Annotated in this window: 21 protein-coding genes; 14 read left to right on the top strand and 7 right to left on the bottom strand. The window is 65.9% G+C overall.

The window, feature by feature from the left end:
• Positions 1 to 27 precede the first annotated feature (27 nt).
• The 13 genes from CAL28_RS12220 (at position 28) to CAL28_RS12160 (ending at position 10,891) form a co-directional block, all read left to right on the top strand.
• On the top strand, positions 28 to 777 hold the full coding sequence (locus CAL28_RS12220) for a glutamine ABC transporter substrate-binding protein (RefSeq protein ID WP_094841635.1): 750 nt from the start codon (positions 28 to 30) through the stop codon (positions 775 to 777).
• Positions 778 to 785: 8 nt separating this feature from the next.
• Positions 786 to 1,454 (top strand): amino acid ABC transporter permease, encoded by a 669-nt coding sequence (locus CAL28_RS12215; protein ID WP_094841634.1) that lies wholly within the window; start codon positions 786 to 788, stop codon positions 1,452 to 1,454.
• Complete coding sequence (locus CAL28_RS12210) at positions 1,451 to 2,221, top strand: amino acid ABC transporter ATP-binding protein (protein ID WP_094841633.1); 771 nt, start codon at positions 1,451 to 1,453, stop codon at positions 2,219 to 2,221. The genes CAL28_RS12215 and CAL28_RS12210 overlap by 4 nt, the downstream gene beginning before the upstream one ends.
• Entirely contained in the window at positions 2,214 to 2,951 is a 738-nt protein-coding gene (locus tag CAL28_RS12205) for a HutD/Ves family protein (RefSeq protein ID WP_440588381.1), read from the top strand. The genes CAL28_RS12210 and CAL28_RS12205 overlap by 8 nt, the downstream gene beginning before the upstream one ends.
• Positions 2,948 to 4,339, top strand: coding sequence for a formimidoylglutamate deiminase (locus tag CAL28_RS12200; protein ID WP_094841631.1), 1,392 nt, complete (start codon positions 2,948 to 2,950; stop codon positions 4,337 to 4,339). The genes CAL28_RS12205 and CAL28_RS12200 overlap by 4 nt, the downstream gene beginning before the upstream one ends.
• Before the next feature lie 22 nt (positions 4,340 to 4,361).
• On the top strand, positions 4,362 to 5,195 hold the full coding sequence (gene hutG, locus CAL28_RS12195; RefSeq protein ID WP_094841630.1) for an N-formylglutamate deformylase: 834 nt from the start codon (positions 4,362 to 4,364) through the stop codon (positions 5,193 to 5,195).
• Between the two features lie 164 nt (positions 5,196 to 5,359).
• Positions 5,360 to 6,061 (top strand): FadR/GntR family transcriptional regulator, encoded by a 702-nt coding sequence (locus tag CAL28_RS12190; protein WP_094841629.1) that lies wholly within the window; start codon positions 5,360 to 5,362, stop codon positions 6,059 to 6,061.
• A 74-nt stretch (positions 6,062 to 6,135) separates the two neighbouring features.
• Entirely contained in the window at positions 6,136 to 7,110 is a 975-nt protein-coding gene (locus CAL28_RS12185) for a Bug family tripartite tricarboxylate transporter substrate binding protein (protein ID WP_094841628.1), read from the top strand.
• 2 nt (positions 7,111 to 7,112) lie between these two features.
• Entirely contained in the window at positions 7,113 to 8,285 is a 1,173-nt protein-coding gene (locus CAL28_RS12180) for a mandelate racemase/muconate lactonizing enzyme family protein (protein WP_094841627.1), read from the top strand.
• Positions 8,282 to 9,421, top strand: coding sequence for a mandelate racemase/muconate lactonizing enzyme family protein (locus tag CAL28_RS12175; protein WP_094841626.1), 1,140 nt, complete (start codon positions 8,282 to 8,284; stop codon positions 9,419 to 9,421). Before CAL28_RS12180 ends, CAL28_RS12175 begins: the two co-directional genes overlap by 4 nt.
• Positions 9,422 to 9,445: 24 nt before the next feature.
• Positions 9,446 to 10,021 carry an isochorismatase family cysteine hydrolase gene (locus CAL28_RS12170; RefSeq protein ID WP_094841625.1) on the top strand — a complete coding sequence of 192 codons (576 nt, stop codon included), beginning with the start codon at positions 9,446 to 9,448 and terminating at the stop codon, positions 10,019 to 10,021.
• Between the two features lie 70 nt (positions 10,022 to 10,091).
• Positions 10,092 to 10,424 (top strand): type II toxin-antitoxin system PrlF family antitoxin, encoded by a 333-nt coding sequence (locus tag CAL28_RS12165; RefSeq protein ID WP_094841624.1) that lies wholly within the window; start codon positions 10,092 to 10,094, stop codon positions 10,422 to 10,424.
• Positions 10,421 to 10,891 carry a type II toxin-antitoxin system YhaV family toxin gene (locus tag CAL28_RS12160; RefSeq protein ID WP_094841623.1) on the top strand — a complete coding sequence of 157 codons (471 nt, stop codon included), beginning with the start codon at positions 10,421 to 10,423 and terminating at the stop codon, positions 10,889 to 10,891. The genes CAL28_RS12165 and CAL28_RS12160 overlap by 4 nt, the downstream gene beginning before the upstream one ends.
• A 145-nt stretch (positions 10,892 to 11,036) precedes the next feature.
• Here CAL28_RS12160 and CAL28_RS12155 read toward each other — a convergent pair whose 3' ends face one another.
• The 4 genes from CAL28_RS12155 to gcvA form a co-directional block, all read right to left on the bottom strand.
• Positions 11,037 to 12,641 (bottom strand): serine hydrolase, encoded by a 1,605-nt coding sequence (locus tag CAL28_RS12155; RefSeq protein WP_254926103.1) that lies wholly within the window; start codon positions 12,639 to 12,641, stop codon positions 11,037 to 11,039.
• Positions 12,642 to 13,015: 374 nt separating this feature from the next.
• A complete protein-coding gene (locus tag CAL28_RS12150; protein ID WP_094841621.1) occupies positions 13,016 to 13,336 on the bottom strand; it encodes a helix-turn-helix domain-containing protein in 321 nt (106 codons plus the stop codon).
• On the bottom strand, positions 13,336 to 13,698 hold the full coding sequence (locus CAL28_RS12145; protein WP_094841620.1) for a type II toxin-antitoxin system RelE/ParE family toxin: 363 nt from the start codon (positions 13,696 to 13,698) through the stop codon (positions 13,336 to 13,338). Before CAL28_RS12145 ends, CAL28_RS12150 begins: the two co-directional genes overlap by 1 nt.
• Positions 13,699 to 14,388: 690 nt before the next feature.
• Positions 14,389 to 15,294, bottom strand: coding sequence for a transcriptional regulator GcvA (gcvA, locus tag CAL28_RS12135; protein WP_094841619.1), 906 nt, complete (start codon positions 15,292 to 15,294; stop codon positions 14,389 to 14,391).
• Between the two features lie 129 nt (positions 15,295 to 15,423).
• Here gcvA and CAL28_RS12130 point away from each other — a divergent pair, with 129 nt between their 5' ends.
• A complete protein-coding gene (locus CAL28_RS12130) occupies positions 15,424 to 16,266 on the top strand; it encodes a DMT family transporter (protein ID WP_094841618.1) in 843 nt (280 codons plus the stop codon).
• 26 nt (positions 16,267 to 16,292) lie between these two features.
• Here the strand turns inward: CAL28_RS12130 and CAL28_RS12125 are convergent, their stop codons facing one another.
• Genes CAL28_RS12125 through CAL28_RS12115 form a run of 3 tightly spaced genes read right to left on the bottom strand, consistent with a single transcriptional unit; the run spans position 16,293 to position 19,706 of the window.
• Positions 16,293 to 17,435 carry an alpha/beta hydrolase family protein gene (locus CAL28_RS12125; protein WP_094841617.1) on the bottom strand — a complete coding sequence of 381 codons (1,143 nt, stop codon included), beginning with the start codon at positions 17,433 to 17,435 and terminating at the stop codon, positions 16,293 to 16,295.
• Between the two features lie 50 nt (positions 17,436 to 17,485).
• Positions 17,486 to 18,679 carry an alpha/beta hydrolase family protein gene (locus CAL28_RS12120; protein WP_094841616.1) on the bottom strand — a complete coding sequence of 398 codons (1,194 nt, stop codon included), beginning with the start codon at positions 18,677 to 18,679 and terminating at the stop codon, positions 17,486 to 17,488.
• A 52-nt stretch (positions 18,680 to 18,731) separates the two neighbouring features.
• Entirely contained in the window at positions 18,732 to 19,706 is a 975-nt protein-coding gene (locus CAL28_RS12115) for a Bug family tripartite tricarboxylate transporter substrate binding protein (protein ID WP_176463972.1), read from the bottom strand.
• Positions 19,707 to 20,138 lie beyond the last annotated feature (432 nt).

Raw genomic sequence — 20,138 nt, 5'->3', positions numbered from 1 at the left:
CGTGTCCTGAACCCCAAGGAGCCTTTCATGAAAGCCCTAAGCCGCCGCGCCCTGATGGCCGCGATCGCCCTGTGTCCGATGCTGTGGGCCGCCGCGCCGGCCCCCGCCCGCGCCGACGACGTGATACGCGTCGTCACCGACGCCACCTTCCCTCCCATGGAGTACGTCGAAAACGACAAGCTGACCGGTTTCGATATCGAATTGGTCGAAGCCCTGGCCAAGGCCATGGGCAAGAAAGTCGAATGGACTCAGATCGATTTCAAGGGCCTGATTCCCGGGCTGGTGGCCAAGCGCTATGACATGGCCGTGTCCGCCATCTACATCACCGACGAACGCCGCAAGGTGGTCGACTTCGGCGACTCCTACTATGCCGGCGGCCTGGTCGCGATGGTCAAGGCCGACAACACCACCATCAAATCGCCCAAGGATCTCGAGGGCAAGCAGGTCACCGTACAGGTGGGCACCAAGTCGGTGAGTTACCTGAAGGAAAACTATCCCGGCGTGAAGCTGGTGGAAGTGGAAAAGAACGACCAGATGTTCAACCTGGTGGCCATCGGCCGCGCCGATGCCGCCGTCACGGGCAAGCCCGCCGCCTATCAGTACGTGCGCACGCGCGGCGGCCTGAAGGTGCTGCCCGAGCAGTTGACGACCGAAGCCTACGGCATGGCCGTGCGCAAGGACAAGCCCGAGCTGACCGCCAGCCTGAACAAGGCGCTGGCCCAGCTGAAGGCCGATGGCACCTACGACGCCATCGTCAAGAAGTGGTTCAGCAACTGAGGCCCTGAATGGATCTGGATTTCTCCCCGGTCTGGGCCAACTGGCCCGACCTGCTGCGAGGCGCCGCCGTCACGGTGGAGATCGTCTCGGTGTCGCTGCTGTGCGGCTGCGTGATCGGGCTGCTGGTCGGTATCGGCCGGCTGGACCCGCGCCGGCACGTCGTCTACGGCATCTGTTCGGCCTACGTGGCGGCGATCCGCGGCACGCCCCTGCTGGTGCAACTGTTCATCCTGTTCTTCGGCCTGCCGCAGTTCGGCATCATGCTGCCCGCGTTCGTGTGCGGCACCATCGGCCTGTCGGTCTACAGCGGCGCCTATGTCTCCGAGATCGTGCGGGGAGCCATCCAGTCCATCGACCGCGGACAGGTCGAGGCCGCGCGCTCGCTGGGCATGCCGGCGCGCATGGCCATGATCAACGTCGTGCTGCCGCAGGCCTTCGTACGCATGATTCCGCCGCTGGGCAACGAGTTCATCGCCTTGATCAAGAACTCCGCGCTGGTCTCGCTGCTGACCATCCACGACGTCATGCACGAGGGCCAGAAAATCATCTCCGTGTCGTACCGTTCGCTGGAGGTCTACCTGGCCATCGCGGTGATTTACTTCATCCTGACCGGCGCCACGACATTCCTGCTGCGCCGTATCGAGCTGCGCCTGCGCGCGGGAGGAATGGTGCAATGAGCGCGGCCGATCAACTACCCATGGTCCGCATCCGCCAGTTGACCAAGGCCTATGGCGATAACGTCGTCCTGCGCGGCGTCGACCTGGACGTCATGCCGTCGCAGGTGGTCGTGGTCATCGGCCCCAGCGGATCGGGAAAAAGCACCCTGCTGCGCTGCTGCAACGGCCTGGAGCAGGCGCAGGGCGGCGACATCGAGATCTGCGGCCGGCCGCTGCTGGCCAACGGACGCATGCTGCCCGATGGCAAGCTGAACAAACTGCGCGAAGAAGTGGGCATGGTGTTCCAGTCCTTCAACCTGTTCGCGCATCTGAACGTCCTGCACAACATCACCCTGGGCCCGCGCAAACTGCGCGGCATCCCGCGCCGGCAGGCTGAAGAAGAAGCCCGCGCGCTGCTGGAGAAAGTCGGGCTGGCGCACAAGGCGGACGCGATGCCGGCCAGCCTGTCCGGGGGGCAGAAGCAGCGCGTCGCCATCGCGCGCGCCCTGGCCATGAAGCCACGGGTGATGCTGTTCGACGAGCCCACCTCGGCACTGGATCCGGAACTGGTCGGCGAAGTGCTGAAGGTGATGAAGATCCTGGCGACCGAAGGCATGACCATGATGGTGGTCACGCATGAAATGGCTTTCGCCCAGGAAGTCGCGGACAGCGTGGTGGTGATGGATGGAGGCGGCATCATCGAAGCCGGCCCGCCGTCGCGGATCTTCACCATGCCCGATCAACCTCGCACGCGCGAATTCCTGCAGGCGGTGCTCAAGCGTGGCTGACAGACTTTCCCCCGGGAGCGGCGAGACGGCCGATCGGAACCGAAGCGCCACGCTCCCTGGGCTGACACATTTCCGCCTGGCCGACCTGCCCGCGCAACCCTGGAAAAACGGCGGCGGCCTGACCCGCGAAATCGCGTGCTGGCCGCCCGGCGCCGGACTGGACGATTTCCTGTGGCGCATCAGCGTTGCCCGCATCGACGCCGGCGGGCCGTTCTCGCGCTTCGCGGGCGTGGACCGCGTCATCACCCTGCTGAGCGGTCCCGGCGTCGTGTTGCGTGGCGATTTGCCGGCGGGGGAACACGCGCTGACCCGGCCGCTCGCGCCTTTCGCCTTCCCGGGCGACGTGGACGTCGACTGCGTTCTGCAGGGCGGCGCGTCGGAAGACTTCAATGTGATGAGCCGCCGCGGCTCCGCGCGGACACGGGTGACCGTCATCCGTGACAGCGGCGAACTGCCGCCCATCGCATTCGGCCTGCTGATGGCCGTCGGCGGCACCTGGGAGGTCGATACCGGCGATGGCGCGCGGCATGTGCTGGCGCCTTGCGCCGGCCTGTGGTGGGCCGGCGCGACCCAACGCTGGCGCGTGCGCGGCGCCGCACCCGAAGGCGATGCCCCTGAAACGGGATTGCTGGTCGTGGACATCGAGCTCCCTTCCCCGAACGATGGCGCGGGCGGCAACGCCCGCGCGCAGGCCACCCGCGACGACACGCGCGGACAGGAACCGATATGAACGGAACACACAGTCTTTGGGCCGCGGATGCGCTGCTGCCGGGCGGCTGGGCGCGCGACGTCGCCTTGTCCTGGGATGCGCATGGCCGCCTGACGGCGGTTCGGCCCGGCACGGCCCCCGCACCGGACCAGCCACGCGCCACCGGTCCGCTGATTCCCGGCATGCCCAATCTGCATTCGCATGCGTTCCAGCGCGGCTTCTGCGGCTTGACCGAATACCGGGCCCAGGCTGCCGACAGCTTCTGGAGCTGGCGCGAGCTGATGTACCGCTGCGCCGGCCGCATCGACCCCGCCCACGCCGAGGCGATCGCCACCTGGCTGTATGTCGAAATGCTGGAGGCCGGCTACACCGGCGTCTGCGAATTTCATTATCTGCACCACGATCCGCGGGGACAGCCGTATGCCCAGGGCCCGGAAATGGCGCAGGCCATCCTGCGCGCGGCGGCACGGGCCGGTATCGGCATGACGCTGCTGCCGGTGCTGTACCAGACCGGCGGCTTTGGCGGCGCCGCGGCACATGCCGGCCAACGCCGCTTCCTGCACGACACGGCGGCCATGCTGCGGCTGCTGGATACCTTGAAGCCCGCCTGCGACGCGCAAGGCGCACGGCTCGGGCTGGCGCCGCATTCGCTGCGCGCGGTGCCGCCCGCGTCGCTGGCCGAGGCCCTGGCCGGCCTCGACGCCCTGGACCCGGGCGCGCCCATCCACATCCATATCGCCGAGCAGGTCAAGGAAGTGGAAGACTGCATTGCGTGGAGCGGCCTGCCGCCCGTGCGCTGGCTGCTGGAGAACGCGCCGGTGGGACCGCGCTGGTGCCTGGTCCATGCCACGCATATGACGCCGGAGGAAGCCGTCGATGCCGCGCGCACCGGCGCGGTGGCCGGCCTGTGCCCGACGACCGAAGCCAACCTGGGCGATGGACTGTTCGACATGGCCCGCTGGCGCGAAGGCAACGGACTGTGGGGCATAGGCTCGGACAGCCACTCCACCGTCAATGCCGCCGAAGAACTGCAATGGCTGGAGTACGGCCTGCGCCTGACCACGCGCCAGCGCAACGTGATGGCCGATGCCGAACAACCGCACGTCGCCACCGCGATGACGCTGGCCGCCGTGGCGGGCGGCGCCCGGGCCAGCGGACGCGCCACGGGCGGCCTGCAGCCCGGCGAACAGGCCGACTTCCTGGAACTGGACGCGCAGCATGTCGCCCTGGCCGGTCTGCCGGCGCGCGATATGCTGTCGGCCCATGTATTCGGCAGCCACCGCACGTCCGCCATACGCAACGTCTGGGTGGGCGGACAAGCCCGCGTGCGGGAAGGCCGCCATGCACTGCGCGACGAGGCCGCGGCGGCATTCGTCCAAGTGCGCCGCATGCTCGTGGCGGAAAGCTGATTCATCATCTGGAGGAACATCCATGTCCCAAGCCCTGACCGACCGTCCCGTCTACACCTTCCGGCAAGGCACCGCGCCGCTGCTGGTGTCGATGCCCCACGTCGGCACCTACGTGCCCCCCGCGATCGCCGACCGCCTGACCGACGAGGCGCGCCAGGTACCCGACACCGACTGGCACCTGGAACGCCTGTACGACTTCGTGGTCGGCATGGGCGCATCGGTGCTGGCCGCCACGCATTCGCGCTACGTCGCCGACCTGAACCGCCCGACCGATGGCAGCAGCCTGTACCCGGGCCAGAGCGTGACTGGCCTGTGCCCTGTCGACACCTTCGACGACACGCCGCTGTACCGCAACCCGGATGACGTCCCCGGCGAGGCCGAGGTCGCCGCGCGCCGCGCGCAGGTCTGGCAGCCCTATCACGACAAACTGGCCGAGGAGCTGGCGCGGCTGCGCGCCCGGCATGGCGCGGTGCTGCTGTGGGACGCGCATTCGATCCGCTCGGTGCTGCCGCGATTCTTCGAAGGCAAGCTGACCGACCTGAACCTGGGCACGGGCAAAGGCATCGCCTGTGCGCAGGACATCGCCGAAGCCGTCTACGGCGTGGCCCGCGAGGGCGAGCCGCAGGGCTATACCAGCGTACTGAACGGACGCTTCACCGGCGGCTACATCACGCGCCACTACGGACAGCCGGAACAGGGCATCCATGCCATCCAGCTGGAGATGACGCAGTGCAGCTATATGCAGGAAGCCCTGCCCTTCGACTACCTGCCCGAACGCGCCACCCGCATCCAGCCGCTGCTGCAACGCATGGTACAGACGGCATTCGACGGCGTGCAGCGCACGCGTAAAGCGTAAGCGAAGCCGCCGCGCCGGGCCGGACAAGCGCGTCGATGGCGTGCTTGCCCGGCCCCGAAACATTTCAGGCCGGCACCCACCGGGGTCTTGCGCCCGCAAAACATCCACTTGTATGATAACCATGTGACCGGCTCACCTGCTGGCCTGCTCGAGGACGCTTCCCCATGCCGCCTGCCCTGCGCAATGCCAACCTGACGGAAAAGCTCAGCGAGATCCTGGCACGCCAGATCGAGTCGGGCGAGCGCGCACCCGGCAGCCGGCTTCCCACCGAGGAACAGCTCGCCGCGGAGTACGGTGTCAGCCGCACCGTCATACGCGAAGGCATCGCCCGCCTGAAATCCGACGGGCTGGTCACCACCCGGCAAGGCCTGGGCGCCTTCGTCGCCGAAACCCTTACCGCCGCGCCTTTTCGCATCATGGCCGGCGCCGAATCGCCGCAACAAACCGTCCAGCAGGTCTTCGAGCTGCGGATCGGGGTGGAGACGCAAGCGGCGGCGCTGGCCGCCGAACGGGCCACCGCCACGCAGTTGCGCGAAATCCGCGCCGCCCTGAAAGAGCTGGAACACGTGCAGAAGCACGGCGGCGACGGCGTGGAGCAGGACATGCGCTTTCATCGCGCCATCGCACGCGCCACCAACAACCGCGTCTACGACGACTTCACGCGTTTCCTGGAGCGCCATGTCCGCGCGCAATTGAGCATCAGCCGCGGCAACAGCAGCATTGCCGGCTGGCTGCAGGCGGTGCAACAGGAACACCAGGCGATCTACGACGCCATCGCCGCGCGCGACAGCGCGGCGGCCGCGACGGCCGCCGGCGCGCACCTGCGCAACGGCATGGAGCGGCTGCGCAAGTTCCACGCCCATTAGGGCCGCCGCGCCCGGGGCGACACCCCGCCTACGCCCGGAGACACGGACGAGGCAACTTCCCTGGAGGAGACGACATGAAGGCACGACATTGGTTGGCCATCCTGGGCGCCGTATCGGCGCTCGCGTTCGGCACGGCGCCCGATAGCGCGCGGGCCGCGTATCCCGACAAGCAGCTCAAGCTGATCGTCGGATTTCCCCCGGGCGGGGGTACCGATATGCTGGCGCGCTACCTGGCCCAGCAGTTGGGCAAATCGTTGGGGCAGACCGTGGTGGTCGAAAACCGTGGCGGCGCCAATGGGGTGATCGGCACCACGGAACTGGCGCGCTCGGCCCCCGACGGCTACACCCTCATGCTGACGATCTCGTCGCACATCACCAACGGCCTGCTTTACAAGGACCTGCCCTATAACGTCCTGAAGGACTTCACGCCGGTCTGCGTGGTGGCGACCTCGCCCTTCGTGCTGCTGGCCAATCCCCACCTGCCGGCCAACAACGTCGCGGAGCTGATCGCGCTGGCCAAGGCCAAGCCGGGCAGCATCAACTTCGGCTCGCCCGGCAACGGCTCGACGCAGCACCTGTCGCACGAGCTGATGAACCAGATGGCCGGCATCAAGATGACCCACGTCGCCTATCGCGGAGGCGCGCCGGCCATGAACGATCTGCTGGCGGGCCAGGTATCGCTGATGTTCCTGACCACCGTCCAGTCCCTGCCCTTCCTGAAAGACAAGCGCCTGAAGGCCCTGGCGGTCAGCTCGGCGCAGCGCGCCGCGGTGTTGCCCGACGTCCCCACGGTGGCCGAAACCGTGCCGGGCTACGACTCGGATGTGTGGTTCGGCGTCATCGCGCCCGGCGGCACGCCCCAGCCCATCGTCGACAGGCTGAACAAAGAGATCGTGGCGATCGTGCGCAAGCCCGAAACCCAGCAGTGGCTGGCCCAGCAAGGGGCCGTTCCCGTCGGCGATACGCCCGCCGAATTCGCCGCGCTGATGCAAAGCGAATATGCGAAGTGGGCGGACGTCTTCAAGAAAACCGGCATCAAAGCGGAGTAACCATGGCAGCTATCGAATCGGTATCGGCCTGCATCGCCAGGGTCCCCCTGGACAACCCGGTGCAGTTTTCCACGCGCACCGTCAACGCGCGCGAATACTGCCTGGTGCGTGTCCGCGACACGGACGGCGTCGAAGGCATCGGCTATTGCTACGCGGTCAACACGTCCGGCCGCCTGCTGCAGGTGGCCGTGACGGACCTCCTGGGCCCTCTGCTGCTGGGCCACGACAGCTGGCGCGTCGAAGGGCTGTGGCGCGAGATGTACCAGGAGGCCCTGCTGCAGGGACGCGCCGGCGCCGTGCTGCGCGCCTTGTCCGCGCTGGATGTGGCGCTGTGGGACCTGAACGCGCGCAGCGTGGGCAAGCCCTTGTACAAGCTGCTGGGCGCGGTGGTCACGGACAAGGTGCCGGCCTACGCCAGCGGCGGCTACTACTGGCCCGGCAAGACGGACGACGACCTGGCCGCCGAAATGCGCGCCTTCGTCGACGAGGGCTACGCGGCGGTCAAGATCAAGGTGGGCAAGCTGCCGCCCGGACAGGAAGCCGCGCGAGTGGGCAAGGTACGCGAGGCGATCGGCCCGGACGTGCACCTGATGCTGGACGCCAACAACGCCTGGCCCGACCTGCCCACCGCCTTGCAATACATGGAGCGCATCGAACCGCACCGTCCCTATTGGATCGAGGAACCGTTCTCTCCCGACGATATCGACAATCATGCCCGCCTGGCGCGCGCCACCCGCGTTCCCGTGGCGACCGGTGAAATCGAAGCCGGCCGCTGGCGCTTCAAGGACCTGCTGGAGCGCGGTGCCGCGACCATCCTGCAAACGGACGCCACGGTGTGCGGCGGCATCACGGAATGGCGGCGCATCGCGGCCACGGCGGCCAGCTACGGCGTACCGGTAGCCCCGCATGCCTGGCATGACATCCATGTGCACCTGGTGGCGTCGTGCCCGAACGCCAACTGGATGGAGTTCATGCCGGACGACCATATCGTCAACCTGCGCCGCCTGCTGGACCGGCAGTTGGTCGCCCGCGGCGGCCAGCTGCTGCTGCCGACAGAGCCCGGCCTGGCCTTTCGTTTCGACGAGGATGCGGTGGCGCGCTACGGCGTCACCTATCCCGGCAATTCCGGCCCCTGGGCCACGCTGACCGCCCATCGCGGAGGAAAACCCGCATGAAGATCACCGCCATACAGACCATGACACTGGAAGCGCCGCTGGAAAAGCCCTGGCGCATCTCCACCTTCACGCTGGCCTCGCTCACCGCCACGGCGGTGCGGATCGTCACGGACGAGGGTATCCACGGCACCGGCGAATGCATTGCCCGCCTGGGGCCGGGCGTCGCCGCCGCCGTGGTACGGGAGATCCTGGCCCCCGTGCTGATCGGCCGCGACCCGCAGCATGTGGAGGGACTGTGGGAAGACATGTATCGCACGATGCGAGCACGCGGGCATTCCCGCGGCTTCCTGATGGAAGCGATCGCGGGCGTCGATATCGCGCTGTGGGACCTGCTGGGCAAGGCCGCCGGCCGGCCGACCTGGCAATTGCTGGCAGGCTGCGGACGGCGGCAGATCGAGGCGTATGCATCGTCGGTGCTGCTGGATACCCCGGAAGTCATGGCCGACGAGTCGCGCGCCCTGGTGAAACAGGGATACCGCGCCATCAAGCTGAAGGTGGGACAAGGCATCCACGCCGACATCCCGCGCATCGAAGCGGTGCGCGCCGCCGTCGGACCCGATATCGAGATCATGCTGGACGCGAACGCGGGATACGACCCCACCTCCGCCATCGTCGTCGGACGGGCGGCGGAACGCCTGGGCGTCTATTGGCTGGAAGAACCCGTGCTGGCGGACGACCTGCCCGGCTATGCCCGCGTGCGCGGCGCCGTCAAGGACATCCGCATCGCGGCCGGCGAAGGCGAATTCACCAGCGCGGGCTTCAGGCCCTTCTTCGAGCAAGGCCTGCTGGATGTGGCGCAGCCGGACATCGCCCGCGCAGGCGGCTTTACGGGATGCCGCCGCATCGCCGCCCTGGCGGATGCCTACAACATCGCGGTGTGCCCGCATACGGGCGCATCGGGGCCGATCTGCATCGCGGCGTCCATGCATCTGTCGGCCGCGATACCGCGCTTCCGGTATTTCGAAGACATGTATATCCGCAACCCATTGCATGACATGCTTGCGAGCCCCCTGCCGGCGCAACGGGACAGCGTGATCGCGCTGACGGACGAGCCGGGGCTGGGGCTGGCACTGGACGAGGACAAATTGCGCGGGTTCTCGCGCGACGGGATGGGGTGGCAAGATGTAGCAAAATAGCCTTTTCCCACGGCTGCGGCGCTTATGTCGACTTCCACTGCCCACTTCGTGCCGGCGCGCACCGCGCTGCTGGTGATGCATTACCAGACCGACATCATGGCGCTGTTCCCTTCGGCGGCGCCCGCCTTGCTGGCCAATACGCGCAGCCTGTGCGACGCCGCCCGGGGCAAAGGCGTCGGCGTCTATTTCGCGAAGATCCACTTCAGCCCCGGCTATCCCGAAGTCAGCCCCTTGAACAAGAATGGCCAGGGCATCAGGCAGCTTGGCCTGTTCGTCAACGACAGGATCTCGCCCGAACTTGGCCAACGCGCCGACGAACCGCTCATCGTCGCGCATCGTGCCAGCGTCTTCTTCGGTACCGACCTGGAAGCCCGCCTACGCGCCCGGGGCGTCGATACGCTGATCATGGCGGGCATCGCCTCGACCGGCGTCATGCTGTCGTCCATCGCACACGCCAGCGACGCGGACTTCCGCCTGTTCACCGTGAAGGATTGCTGCTACGACCCCGATCCGATCGTGCACGAACATCTTTTCGCCACGGCATTCGAGTCGCGTACCACGGTGCTTTCCCTGGATGAGACGTTGCAGTTGCTTGGCTAGCGTGGAGTGCACGATTGACACAGGTAATGCAATTGCATTACCATGCGATACTCCTTACTCGGAGGGTCCCATGCCCACGACCATGGAAGCCGATTCCACCTTGACAGACCGCTACCAGACCACCGTCCCGGAGACGGTGCGGCGAGCGCTTGGCTTGAGAAAGCGGGACAAAATCCACTACAGCATTCGTTCCAACGGTGAGGTCGTGCTCTCGCGTGCGGAAGCCGCCGAGGATGACGATCCGGCGCTGGACGCCTTCCTGACATTCCTTGCCCACGACATCGCGATGCACCCGGAACACTTGGTGCCGCTGACGAATGACCTGCTCAAAGCCGTGCAAAAAGCAGCCGCGGAAGTGGATGACTTTGATCTCAACGCGCCTTTGTCAGCGGATGACGAATGACAGTTGGTTTGAACGGGCCCGTCACGATTCACGGCTGGACCATCTATCTCCATCCCCTCTTTAGAGCCCAGCTCGCCACGCTACAAGACCAAGTCGACGCACTACGACTCAAAGATCCGGGCGGCTACCACCGCCGGAACGCCTCCAAACGACTGGCCGCCATAGCGCGTTTGGCGTTCGATGTCATTCCGCAGGATCCCACGCGATCGGAATACCGTCAGGGCGGAACACTTGGGGAACACCACAAGCATTGGTTCCGCGCCAAATTCTTTCAACAGTACCGCCTGTTCTTTCGATATCACCTCACCAGCAAAATCATCGTCATGGCCTGGGTCAACGATGACGGCACGAAGCGCGCCTACGAAAGCGACGACGATGCATATCGAGTCTTTAGAAAAATGCTGGAGAAAGGCAACCCTCCGAACGACTGGGATGCGCTTGTCAGTTCGGCCAAAGCCATAAAGTAAAACGGATACAAAGGCGCACGCCGGCCGATGGCGCTGATCGACGGCATCTCGGACCGGGCCAACTACATGCTGGTCCGGGCGCGGCGCTTTTCCTGATTTAGCGCAAGATGCCAGGGGCATGGACCACAGGCGCGCGCCTCGCGGATCAATCGCGGCGAAACGTACCCAGGCGATTCTTATCCAGCAATTCCACCGTCATCGAGGCCATGGCGTGCGCGCCAGCCCCGCTGAAATCGACCGCGGACACGGATCCTTCCTCGTAGTTCTCGCCATGCATATCGATCACGAAGCGATCGCCATCCCAATGCCGCAGGCGAAAACGCATGTCCCTGGGGCCCAGCACGAGCGTGAGGCCGCCTGTGTCCGCAACGACGCGAGCGGTGCCGAAATACTCGTTACCGTAATCGCCCGTATAGAAGCCCGGCTCGCGCGCGGGCGCCGGCTGGCTTGGCGGCTGCCTGCCGACCAAGGTCCCGACCGGCTCGGCATAGGGCTTGAACAAAGCCTGATAGCCGGCCAGCCAATCCCTTCGGATTTCGCCAAACTGCACCAGTTCCATGAACTCGGCGATCAGCGCCTCGGCCGCGCCGACCGGCGCCGCATTGGTCAGCACGACGATGCCGACCCCGGCGGACGGCAGTATCGCGAAGGCGGTGCCGGCGCCCAGCGCGAATGCGCCCGAATGGCTGATGCTGGTGCGGCCCGAGGGCTGCACATTCAGATTGAACCCATAGCCGTACATGTCCGCCCTGGCGCTGGGCGACGAAGCGGGCCGCGAAATCACCTGCGGCGTTATCGCAGGCAACAGCGCGTCGGCCGGGATAAAGGGCTGGCCGGCCGCATCGTCGCCATTGCCGATCAGCATGGCCAGCCACTTCGCCATATCGTTGGCGCTTGAACTGACGCCGCCGGCGGGCGATTGCGCATCGGGCTCGCGCTGGTACTTGGGCCGGTAGACGCCGCCGCTCTTGATGTGGCCGTGGGCCCGGTTGCCGGTACCTTCGAAGTCGGCGAAGCGCGAGCTGGTGCGGTCCATATGCAAGGGTTTATAGAGCGCCTGCTCCGACAGGCTCGCCCAATCCGTACCGGCGGCCCGCGCCACCGCTTCCGCCGCCGCGGTCACGCCGAAATTGGTGTACTCGTACGTCGAACGAAAGGGATGCAGCGGCAGGTACCGCAGCCGTTCCAGCACCTGGGCACGGTCGTAGCCCAGGTCCTCCAGGTCGTCGCCGGCATGGTCGGGCAGCCCGGAACGATGAGAGTAAAGATCGGCCAGCGTCACATGGGCGCTTACCCAGGGATCGGCCAGCTGGAACCGCGGCAGGTATTTGACGACGGGATCGTTCCACCGGACGCTGTGCTTGCCGACCTGATGCGCCACAACGGTGGCCCCCACGGACTTGGACAGCGAGGCAAGCTGAAAGACGGTATCGGCGTCCACGTCGCCGTCCATGTCGATATTGCGCACGCCGTAGCCCTGGGCGAAGACCTTGCGGCCCTCGTGCACGACCGCGACCGACATGCCGGGAATACCGGTGCGCCGCATGATCTCCCGCGCCAGCCCGTCGATCTGGCTGACCGCGGCATCGATCCGCCCAGGCGGAATGGGGACCCCGGGCGTCTCGTTGGGCGGCAATTCGGGAACGACAGGCACGGCCGCGCAGGCGCAACTCCCGCCAGCCACCAGCGCGACACAGATCAGGCGAGCGGCCATGCGCAGGTGGCGCAGCATCATTGAAGTCCTTGTCATGGATACGACGGCGCGATCGTGGAAGGGTTCCAGTGCCGGGGAGCCTGCCCCCGGTTGGCCAAGGCCGGCGTGTTGCATCCGGCTGCGCAGTCCGCATCGCTCGAAGAGGCACCATGCTCGGAATCGGCAAACCGACCCGCGATGTCGTCGCCCTCCAACGGACCTTACGGAGTTTTCCCGCCGAGCTCAATGTGGCTCTTTGCACGAGATGGGCATTACACCCGTCGGGTCGGGCCGAGGGGCCGGCCAGTCGGGCCTTCTGCCGTCGCGCCCGCGCGCCTACGATTCCGGAGTCGCTCCAGCATGCGTCTCGCCCCCGTCCGAGACGGGCTCCGGACGCATTAACCCATCGAGAAAATCACCATGAGCCAACGTTAAGCGGCAACGGTGATACCCGGTGCATGGGCGCGCCGAGCCGGCTGAACCACAATTTCAACATGCTGATCCAACGAAACCAACGCCTGCATCAGCCGTTCGAGCGAAATGTTCTGAAGCTTGTACCGACGTACCTGCGACACCTTCGGCTGGGTCATACCTGTAATCGCCGCCGCTTCCATCTGGTTCAAGCCCCGCTGGTCGATCAACTCGTTGAGCTTGAGCGCGAGCGCCGCCTTCGCCGACAGTTCCTCTGCATCATCGAACCCAAGGTCGTGCAATACGTTGTCGGTGCCTTGAGGATTGTCTTTGCGTACCATCAGGTTCTCCCACCCGCCCCATAGCGGGCGAGCACTGCTTTCAACCGCTTCTCGATCAATTCCACGTCCGGCCGTGGCGTGGCGATACCGGATTTCGACTTCTTCTGAAATGCATGGAGCACATGCACTGCATCGCCCACCTTCACGGTATAGACCGCGCGGAATGTGTCGCCCCGGTGGTCTTCCACTAGTTCGTGCACACCAGAGCCAAGCCCCTTCCAAGGCTTGGCCGAATCCGGCGTGCCACCCAACTGGACGATAAACAGCGCCACGCCCATATCCTTTTGCACGTCGATCGGGAACTCCTTGAAGTTCTTTTTCGACGAGCCTTCCCAATACAAAAGCTTGCGTTTCTGAATCACTAATATACCCGTTCGTATATAAATTGCAAGTGCTCGAATTGTCGCAACGTCCACGCGGCGATTCGGGCCTCACGGTTCAGGGATAGCGGCGTCCTGTGACTCGGACGCTGGCGCGGTCGCAGTCCGCTTCGTGCCAGGCGGTACGACACGCGATGGACTTTTGCGATGCCGGTAAGGACGATCGTTGCCTTGGCTGGTGCGAGTTTTGTCGCCTTCCCGATAGCGGGAGCCTCTACTGACAGCGCAGCCGGTGCGCGGCCGCCGATGGTGTCCCGCCGCTGGTTCGCGAACTTCTCGGCGGTGGCCCAAATCGGGTCGTCCTCGGTATGCACATACGTCCTGAACATCGTGTCGGTATTGTGCGAGGTCAGCCCCGTGCCGACCTTGGCGGGAACGCCTGAACTGGCGATGTCAGCGGCAGCACGATGACGGATGCCATGTGTACGACGTGCGGCAGTTTCGCGCTATCCAGAATGCGCTTCCACGTGTTGTAGTAGCTGCCTTCGGGGAGCGGTTCCTCGCCATGTCCCGAATCAACGCCGTGATGTGCGTTCGCGTCACATCGGTCCCGGCCGATCTGGCGAATTGGCTGGATCGGAGGTTCATACCGCCGGAGGCGGTCGACGGCGATGCCTTCCGGTGGGGGCCGGCGATCTGGGATTTCTGACCGCCACGCCGACCGGGACGGGCTTACACCGCTGGCGTTCCCGCGCTCGCGCCCTCGCCCTCGATCCATGAACGAAACAGCATGACGCGTTCATCGGCGGATTTTTCTTCCGGAACGTAAGTGCAATAGCTGCGCGACGGCAGGCGGGGTCCCGCGAGCGGCGCGATCAATCGGCCGGCGGCGAGATCGTCGGATACCAGCGCGGTGGGACCCATCGCGACGCCGATGCCGTCGATCGCGGCCTGCAAGGTCAGATAGAAGTGGTCGAAAGTCAGGCTGGCGGCCGGCGTCAGGCCGGGCACCCCTGCCCTGGCCAGCCAGTCCGGCCACAGCCGCGGCAGGCTGGAGGTATGCAGCAAGGTGTGCTGCCGCAAGTCGCCGGGCGCATGCAGCGGCAGGCGCCGCATAAGCTCGGGGCTACAGACCGGCAGCCTTTCTTCGGACAGGAAAGGACGCATCGAGTACCCGTAGAACGTGTCCGGGCCGCCCCGGATGACGATGTCGTGGCTTTCGTCCAGGCTTTCCAACGGCCCGTTCGACGTCTGCACCTTGACCTCCACGTCGGGATGCAGGGCGCGGAATGTCGCCAGCCGGGGCACCAGCCAGCGCAGGGTGAAGGTCGCGGGCGCGTTGACGGAAAGTGTCCGGGAGACCGTTCCCGGCACGCCGTAGGCCGCGGTGGCCTGCGCCAGCTGCTCGAACAGGGGCCCGATCTTTTCCAGATACGCCTGCGCGGCGGGCGTCAGCGTGACCCGCCGGTTGTGCCGCTCGAACAAGGGTGCGCCCAGCCATCCCTCCAGCAGGCGCACGTGCTGGCTTACTGCGCCGTGCGTGACGTGCAATTCCGCGGCAGCCTCCTTGAAGCTGCCCAGCCGGCCGGCGGCCTCGAAGGCCCTCAAGGCGTTCAGGGGCGGCAATATCCGTCTCATGTGGAAGATTTTCTAACTCGACGGGGCAATTTATCTGGTTTGTCGCGCCGACACAAGATAGATAACCTATCGAATTCGATTTGACCCTTTTCGCCATCCCGTTTCCGCTCCTCTCCGGGCCCGACACCCATGTTCAGCTATACCGGCGGTATCGTCCTGCTAGCCGCCGTTCTCCACGCGAGTTGGAACGCGATGCTGCACGGCAACCGCGACCGATTCCTGTCCATGACCTGGATGAGCGTCGCCATCGCGGCGGTGTCCACGCTGGTCGTGCTGGACCACCCCTTGCCGCCCGCTGCCTCCTGGCCGTACATCGCCGCGTCGGGACTCGTGCACATCTTCTACAACCTGTGCCTCGTCCGCTCGTATCGACGCACCGACCTCGCGCTGGCATACCCCATCGCGCGAGGTTCGTCGCCGCTGATCGTCACGCTGGGCGCGGCGCTGTTCGCGCACGAGGAAATCGGCCCTCTGCGCGCGCTCGGCGTCGCGATGATATCGGGCGGCATCATTGCCATCGCCCTGCAGGGCCGTCGCGTGTCGCGGGCCGGCGTCCTGGCCGCGCTGGCGACCGGCGCGACCATCGCCGTGTACACCGTGATCGACGGCATCGGCGTCAGGTTGGCCGAGGGCCAGGCGCTGGTCTATACCGCCTGGATGTTCCTGTTCTATTGGCTGATGCCCGCCCTGTTCGTCGCGGCGCGCGGATTCGCGCCGCTGTGCAGGCCGGTCCTTGCCGAGCCGATGTCGGTCGCCGTGTCGCTGGCCGGTGGACTGGTATCGATCGCCGCGTATGGCATCGTTATCTGGGCACTGCAATCGGACGCGATGGGCGCGGTCTCGGCCTTGCGCGAGACCAGCGTGGTGTTCGCCGTGCTGATAGGCAGGCTGTTCCTGCGCGAGACGGTCAGCCCGACACGCTGGCTGGCATGCCTGGTCGTCGCGGCTGGCGCTGTCTGCCTGGGGCTATGAATTGCGCATCTTGAAATGCCTGGAATTCAGAGCGTGTCCCCGAGCCAATCGGCGATGATGTTGGCCCCGACCTGGCGATTGTCTTCCTGGCAATGTTCGCTGCCGCCTTCGTACGCGGTCAGTACCCGCAAGGTCTTGTTCTTCGCTCCGACGGCCTCGTACAGGCGGCGCGCGAATTCCACCGGGACGATGGTGTCGTTTTCGCCGTGCAGGCAGAAGAAGGGGCATAGGAGATCGCCGGCGACATCCTGCAGCCGGTAGTCTTCCAGCTTCTTCATGCAGGCGTCCATATCGGGCTTGCCCAGCACCCATGGCAATTGGAAATTCGGCGCGGATATCTTGGTGCCGCCCGACTCCATGATGCGGCGGCGGCGGGTCCAGGCCTCGTGGTAATCGAAATGGCCGCCCCAGGCGACGCAGGCGGCAAAGCGGTGGTCCTTCGCGGCGGCGCGCGGCGCATAGTAGCCGCCCATGGAAAACCCCATTACCGCCACCCGCCGGGCATCCACCTCGGGCCGCGCCGCGACCCAGTCATAGGCCGCGCCGGCGGGCACTTCGTAGTCGTAGCGGCTGGGTATGCCCTGCAGGCGCAGGGCCTCGCCCTGTCCCGGGCCGTCGATGGCCAGCACATGTATTCCGCGCCTGGCGATTTCGATGCCGCCGAACAGCACGCTCATCTCCTTGGCGTTGTCCAGGCCGTCGAACATCACCACCGTGGGGGCGGGGCCGTCCACGTCGGCGCGCAGCCACCAGGCAGGCAGCGTCGTGCCCTCATAAGGAACTTCCGCGCGCGTGATGCGCGGATAGCGCCGCTCCAGTCCCTTGGCGAAACAGCGCAGGCAGTCCCGATAGGTTTGCCATTTGCGTTCGGAAGGCGCGATGAACCGTTCGCCGCAGAAGTAGTAGACCGCGGCGCGCAGGTAATAGGCGCCCGACGTCAGCCGGTGGCCCCTGGCCTCTTCGTCGTCGCCGAAGCCTTCGATGCGGCGGGCCATGTCGACCCACTCCTTCCACCACAGCTCATTGTCGCCCTCGTGGCCCTTGAGCTTCTGGCCGATCTGGTCGATCTCGCTGATGGACGCGGCGCCCCAGCCCGCCATTTCGATGCCGAACATCATGCCCTGCGACCACATATGGTTGCTGGGGAAATACTCGAACCAATGACTCATTTCCTTCTCCAATTGCCGCGCCGGACCGGGAGCGACGGACCGCGCGGCCTTTATCCGGGAAAGAACGACAACCCGGCCTGATCGATGCCGAACACATCCGCCAGCCAGTCCAGCATCAATTCCTGTCCCAACGTGGGGTTGTCGTGCTGGCAGTGTTCGGCCCCGGTTTCCTCGGCGCTGGTCAGCTTCAGCGTGGCCTCGATGCCATGCGCGAGCGCGTAGTCATGGACCTTCCTGACCGTCTCCACGCCCAGCACGTCGTGGCCGCCGTGGATGATCAGGTAAGGGCATTTCATATGTTCCAGCACGCCTTCCAGCGTGAAGGGCCGCGCGATCTCCGTGGCCTCGGCCATGCTGCCCGCCCCGAACACCCACTTGATATGGCCCGCCAGGCCGTGGTTTTCGTCACGGGCCTTCCAGCGTTCGTGGATATCCCAAATGGCGCCGTGGGAGATGCAGGCCGCCAGCCGCGCGTCCATGGACGCGGCCCGCGCCGAGTAGTAGCCGCCCAGGCTGGATCCGCTGACGGCGATGCGGCTGGCGTCGACGTCCGGACGGGCCGACAGCCAATCGATGCAGCGGCCGATGGGCACCTCATAGTCGTAACGGGTCGCCAGGCCATGCCGGCGCAGCGCCCCGCCCTGCCCGGGTCCATCGACCATCAGCACCGACATGCCGCGCTGCACGGCCCCGCGGCCGTTCATGAACCAAAGTTCATCCTTGTACGAATCCAGCCCGCCCACGGAGATCAGCACGGGCTGCCGTGGCCCGCCATTGGCCGCGCGCACGAAATACGCCGGCAAGGTCTTGCCGTCTTCATAGGGAATCTCCACGACTTCCGCCGGCGGACTCATGCGCGTGAAGGCATTGGCGGAGGCGCGCTCGGCTTGCGTAAAAGCGTCGAGCCGGCGCGGATCGTCGGGCTTGAGCCAGAACTCGGCCTCGCGGTAGTAGTTCGCCGCGCGCAACCAGCAATTCATCGCGGTGCGGATGTGGCCTTCGCGCAAGGCCTGGTCGCCGCGCCGGGCGTTGCGGTCGGCGATGTGACGCCAGGCGGCGTACCAGGTTTCGAAGTCTCCGGGCACGATATGCGTGGCGGCCTGGAAAACCTCGCTGACGGCGCCGCCGCCTTCCTGCGTCTCGCCCAGGCCGCGCCGGAACTGGTATGACATCCAGAAATCGTCCGGCCAGTGATGCCAGCCGAACGCTTCATATTTGGGTGCGGGGTGTTCAGAGGCAGCCATGCCGCGTGTCTCCTTGTTGTGGCCCGTGCCGTCGCCCGGCGCGGAACGCCGGTCACTTTTTCCTGGCCAGGCCAAGATTGCTTATCGTGCCGCCCCATTTGGCGTAATCGTCGGCCCAGACTTTCGCGAACTGGGCCGGCGTGCCGGTCGCCGCGTCCAGGCCCAGCCGCTGCGCCTGCACCTGGACCTGCGGATCGGCAACCGCCTTGTTCAGGGCGTTATTCACTTTTGCCACCACGTCGGCGGGGGTACCGGCCGGCGCGAACAAGCCGAACCATCCCAGCGCCTCGTAGCCAGGCACGCTTTCACCGAAGGTGGGGATATTCGGCGCGTTCGGCGCCCGGCTGCGGCCCGTCACGCCCAGCGCGATCAAGCGGCCGTCCTGGACATAGGGGTACAGGCCCGAGTAGCCGAACACCGTCAACTCGACACGCCCGGACATCAGGTCCGACATGATCTGGGTGCTGCCTTTGTAAGGGACGTTCGTAAAATCGAAGCCCGCCTTTTCCTTCAACAGCTCCATCGACAAATGGGGGAAACCGCCCTCCCCGTTGGTGCCGACGCGCACCCGGCCGGGATGCTGCCGGGAATATGCGATCAATTCCGGCAACGTCTTCGCCGGGAAATCCGGCTTGGCCACCAGCATCATGTAGTTGGTGTATGCCAGCGCCACGGGCGCCAGCGTCTTGCGTACATCGATGGGCCAGTCGTTGGTCAAGGGCGCCACCACCACCGCGCCCATCTGCCCCATCACCAGGGTATAGCCGTCGGGTTCGGCGCGCGAGGCCATCTGCAGGCCGATCAGGCCCGATGCGCCCGGGTGGTTTTCCACGACGATGGACTGCCCCAGCGATTGCGCCATGTCGTTGCCGAGCAGCCGTGTGATGACGTCGGCCAGGTCTCCGGGCGGATACGGGACGATGATGCGTATCGAATGGTCGGGATAACCCGCGGCGCGGGATGGGGTCGGGCTGGCGAGCGCCAGGGAAAGCAGAATCCCGATGGTCCAGGCGAAGATCTTGTCCATGCAACGACCCCCTTTGTTGAAGGCATGCCGCGTGTCCGCGTGGCGCCTTCGTTCCCCGTGATTGCGCCGGCTCGAGCGGCCGTGCGCGTTGTCAGGGCGATATTGGAACCCGCCGAAACGGCCGTCAATGTTTCGGCCGGTTTTTCCCATTTAGTAAAACCCGGCGCAAATGGTGCGGCGCGATGGCGAGGGTGGCGCGCGGCAAGGCCGCCAGCTCCCCCCGGTGGTGCGCGAGGCCGGCACCAAAAGCGCGCGGCACCTTCGTTCATGCACCGCGATCGCGCGCGCGGAACGCCCGGGTAGGGATCGTGCGGCGCGATGCGAAAAAGGGGTTTGTCGCGCGCATGGCGCGTGATATTTTGAGGCAACGCAGCCGTCGCGGGAAACGCGGCCCCGGCAGCGCCGCATCGATGCATTCCCAGTATCTGGAAA

This window comes from Bordetella genomosp. 11 (assembly GCF_002261215.1).
In the GTDB taxonomy this organism is placed as follows: domain Bacteria; phylum Pseudomonadota; class Gammaproteobacteria; order Burkholderiales; family Burkholderiaceae_B; genus Bordetella_C.
Note: the sequence above shows the minus strand (reverse complement) of the source record. Positions and strands in the feature narration are given on the sequence as shown.

Bases quoted from the DNA above. Each gene is read 5' to 3' on its own strand.
- CAL28_RS12170 (WP_094841625.1), top strand. From the start codon at position 9,446: ATGTCGACTTCCACTGCCCACTTCGTGCCGGCGCGCACCGCGCTGCTG.
- hutG (WP_094841630.1), top strand. From the start codon at position 4,362: ATGTCCCAAGCCCTGACCGACCGTCCCGTCTACACCTTCCGGCAAGGC.
- CAL28_RS12115 (WP_176463972.1), bottom strand. From the start codon at position 19,706: ATGGACAAGATCTTCGCCTGGACCATCGGGATTCTGCTTTCCCTGGCG.
- CAL28_RS12175 (WP_094841626.1), top strand. From the start codon at position 8,282: ATGAAGATCACCGCCATACAGACCATGACACTGGAAGCGCCGCTGGAA.
- CAL28_RS12180 (WP_094841627.1), top strand. From the start codon at position 7,113: ATGGCAGCTATCGAATCGGTATCGGCCTGCATCGCCAGGGTCCCCCTG.
- CAL28_RS12210 (WP_094841633.1), top strand. From the start codon at position 1,451: ATGAGCGCGGCCGATCAACTACCCATGGTCCGCATCCGCCAGTTGACC.
- CAL28_RS12150 (WP_094841621.1), bottom strand. From the start codon at position 13,336: ATGGTACGCAAAGACAATCCTCAAGGCACCGACAACGTATTGCACGAC.
- CAL28_RS12130 (WP_094841618.1), top strand. From the start codon at position 15,424: ATGTTCAGCTATACCGGCGGTATCGTCCTGCTAGCCGCCGTTCTCCAC.
- CAL28_RS12155 (WP_254926103.1), bottom strand. From the start codon at position 12,641: ATGACAAGGACTTCAATGATGCTGCGCCACCTGCGCATGGCCGCTCGC.
- gcvA (WP_094841619.1), bottom strand. From the start codon at position 15,294: ATGAGACGGATATTGCCGCCCCTGAACGCCTTGAGGGCCTTCGAGGCC.
- CAL28_RS12125 (WP_094841617.1), bottom strand. From the start codon at position 17,435: ATGAGTCATTGGTTCGAGTATTTCCCCAGCAACCATATGTGGTCGCAG.
- CAL28_RS12200 (WP_094841631.1), top strand. From the start codon at position 2,948: ATGAACGGAACACACAGTCTTTGGGCCGCGGATGCGCTGCTGCCGGGC.
- CAL28_RS12185 (WP_094841628.1), top strand. From the start codon at position 6,136: ATGAAGGCACGACATTGGTTGGCCATCCTGGGCGCCGTATCGGCGCTC.
- CAL28_RS12120 (WP_094841616.1), bottom strand. From the start codon at position 18,679: ATGGCTGCCTCTGAACACCCCGCACCCAAATATGAAGCGTTCGGCTGG.
- CAL28_RS12215 (WP_094841634.1), top strand. From the start codon at position 786: ATGGATCTGGATTTCTCCCCGGTCTGGGCCAACTGGCCCGACCTGCTG.
- CAL28_RS12190 (WP_094841629.1), top strand. From the start codon at position 5,360: ATGCCGCCTGCCCTGCGCAATGCCAACCTGACGGAAAAGCTCAGCGAG.
- CAL28_RS12160 (WP_094841623.1), top strand. From the start codon at position 10,421: ATGACAGTTGGTTTGAACGGGCCCGTCACGATTCACGGCTGGACCATC.
- CAL28_RS12220 (WP_094841635.1), top strand. From the start codon at position 28: ATGAAAGCCCTAAGCCGCCGCGCCCTGATGGCCGCGATCGCCCTGTGT.
- CAL28_RS12165 (WP_094841624.1), top strand. From the start codon at position 10,092: ATGCCCACGACCATGGAAGCCGATTCCACCTTGACAGACCGCTACCAG.